The sequence below is a fragment of the Methylobacterium sp. WL116 genome (genome assembly GCF_008039455.1).
In the GTDB taxonomy this organism is placed as follows: Bacteria; Pseudomonadota; Alphaproteobacteria; order Rhizobiales; family Beijerinckiaceae; genus Methylobacterium.
This window is the reverse complement of sequence record NZ_VRUV01000629.1, coordinates 1-2383: the sequence shown is the minus strand read 5'-3', so window position 1 is coordinate 2383 and position 2383 is coordinate 1. Positions and strand designations below refer to the sequence as shown.

At 74.9% G+C, this 2383-nt stretch carries 2 protein-coding genes; both read left to right on the top strand.

All coding sequences use genetic code 11. The features are described from left to right. Positions 1-1207: UDP-N-acetylmuramoyl-L-alanyl-D-glutamate--2,6-diaminopimelate ligase (locus tag FV223_RS25515; protein ID WP_147729563.1), on the top strand; the 1207-nt coding region annotated here is incomplete at its 5' end. 208 nt (positions 1208-1415) lie between these two features. Next, positions 1416-2383 (top strand): Mur ligase family protein (locus FV223_RS25505; protein WP_147729562.1); only part of this gene is annotated, 968 nt, incomplete at its 3' end.

Genomic DNA, 2383 nt, shown 5'->3' with positions numbered 1-2383 from the left:
CCGGGCGCTCGCGCTCGCCGCCGCGCGCCTGTCGGGCCGCCAGCCCGAGACCATCGTCACGGTGACCGGCACCGCCGGCAAGAGCTCGGTCGCCGACTTCGTCCGCCAGATCCTGGCGCGGATCGGGCGGGAATCGGCGAGCCTCGGCACCGTCGGCATCGTCACCAACCGCGGCGCCGCCTACGGCTCGCTGACCACGCCCGATCCGGTGACCCTGCACCAGACCCTGGCGCGGCTCGCCGACGACGGCATCACCGACCTCGCGATGGAGGCCTCCTCGCACGGCATCGAGCAGCGCCGCCTCGACGGCGTGCGGCTGGCCGCCGCCGGCTTCACCAATCTCGGGCGCGACCACCTCGACTACCATGCGACGGTCGAGGACTACCTCGCCGCCAAGCTCCGCCTGTTCGCGACCCTGCTGCCGGCGGGCGCGCCCGCCGTCGTCAACGCCGACGGCGCCTATGCGGACCGGGTGATCGCCGCCGCGACCGAAGCCGGCCACGCCATCCGCACCACCGGCCGCGCCGGCTCCGACATCCGCCTCCTTGATGCCCGCACCGAGGGCTTCGCGCAGGTGCTCGACCTCGACGGCCGCCACGGCCGACGCCGGATCCGGCTGCCGCTGGTCGGCGGGTTCCAGGTCGAGAACGCGCTCGTCGCCGCCGGCCTCGCGCTCGCCACGCCCGCCGGCGCCGCCGACCCCGACGGCGTGTTCGCGAGCCTGGAGCACCTCACCGGCGTGCCCGGCCGCATGGAGCGCATCGGCGAGGTCAACGGCGCGCTCTGCCTCGTCGACTACGCCCACAAGCCGGAAGCCCTGGAGGGCGTCCTCGTCGCGTTGCGCCCCTTCGCCACCGGGCGCCTCGTCGTGGTCTTCGGCTGCGGCGGCGACCGCGACCGCGGCAAGCGCCCGATCATGGGCGCCATCGCCGCGCGGCTGGCCGATACGGTGATCGTCACCGACGACAATCCCCGCTCCGAGGACCCGGCCGCGATCCGCGCCGCCATCCTCGCCGAGGCGCCGGGCGCCGGCGAGATCGGCGACCGCGCCGAGGCGATCCGCACGGCCGTACGCGGGCTCGGACCCGGCGACGTGCTGGTGGTGGCCGGCAAGGGTCACGAAACCGGCCAGATCGTGGGCGACCGGGTGCTGCCGTTCTCGGACCACGCAGTGCTGCGGGCGGCGATCGATGGGGATCTGCGATGAGCGCCGTTCCCGTGAAACACGACGACTGCCGCACGTCTCCCTCCCCCCTCTGCGGGGGAGGGTGGCCCGCGAAGCGGGTCGGGAGAGGGGAGCGACATCTCCGGACAACGCGCTCCCCTCTCCCGACCCTCGCTGACGCGAGGCCCACCCTCCCCCGCGAAGGGGGGAGGGAAGATGCGTTGCACCGTCGCGCTCGACCGGAGGCCGCATGAGCCCGAACGCCAAACCGCTCTGGACGGCGGCCGAACTCGAGGCCGCCACCGGGGGAACGCTCCAGGGCGAGCGCGGCGCCGTCACCGGCGCCGCGCTCGACACCCGCACGCTGCAGCCGGGCGACCTGTTCTTCGCGATCCGGGGCGAGGCTCGCGACGGGCACGACTTCGTCCGCGCGGCGCTCGACAAGGGCGCGGGCGCGGCGGTGGTCGCCGCCGACCGCGCCGCGTCGTTCGACGGACCCGTCCTGGCCGTGCCGGGGGAGGGCCCCGATCCGGTCCTCGACGCGATGACGCGCCTCGGCCGCGCGGCCCGCGCCCGCACCGCGGCCCAGGTCGTGGCCGTGACCGGCTCGGTCGGCAAGACCGGCACCAAGGAGGCCCTGCGCCACGTGCTGTCGGCGCAAGGGCAGACCCACGCCTCCGTCGCCTCCTACAACAACCACTGGGGCGTGCCGCTGACGCTGGCGCGGATGCCGGCCGAGAGCCGCTTCGGCGTGTTCGAGATCGGCATGAACCACCCGCGGGAGATCGTGCCGCTCGTCGCGCAGGTCCGCCCGGAGGTGGCCCTCGTCACCACCGTCGAGCCGGTCCACATCGAGCACTTCGCCTCGCTGTCGGCGATCGCCGACGCCAAGGGCGAGATCTTCTCGGGCCTCGCGCCCGGCGGCGTCGCGGTGCTCAACCGCGACAACCCGAGCTTCGCCCGCCTCCACGCACATGCCCTCGCCTCGTCGGCCGGGCGCATCGTCACCTTCGGCGAGCACGAGGAGGCCGACGTGCGGGCGCGCCGGATCGTGCTGCGCCCCGACCTCTCGGTGGTCGACGCCGTGGTGATGGGCCAGCCGGTGACCTACCAGCTCGGCACCCCCGGCCGGCACACCGCGATGAACTCGCTCGGCGTGATGGCGGTCATCCATAGCCTCGGCGCCGACCTCGCGCGCGCCGCCCTGTCGCTCGCGGC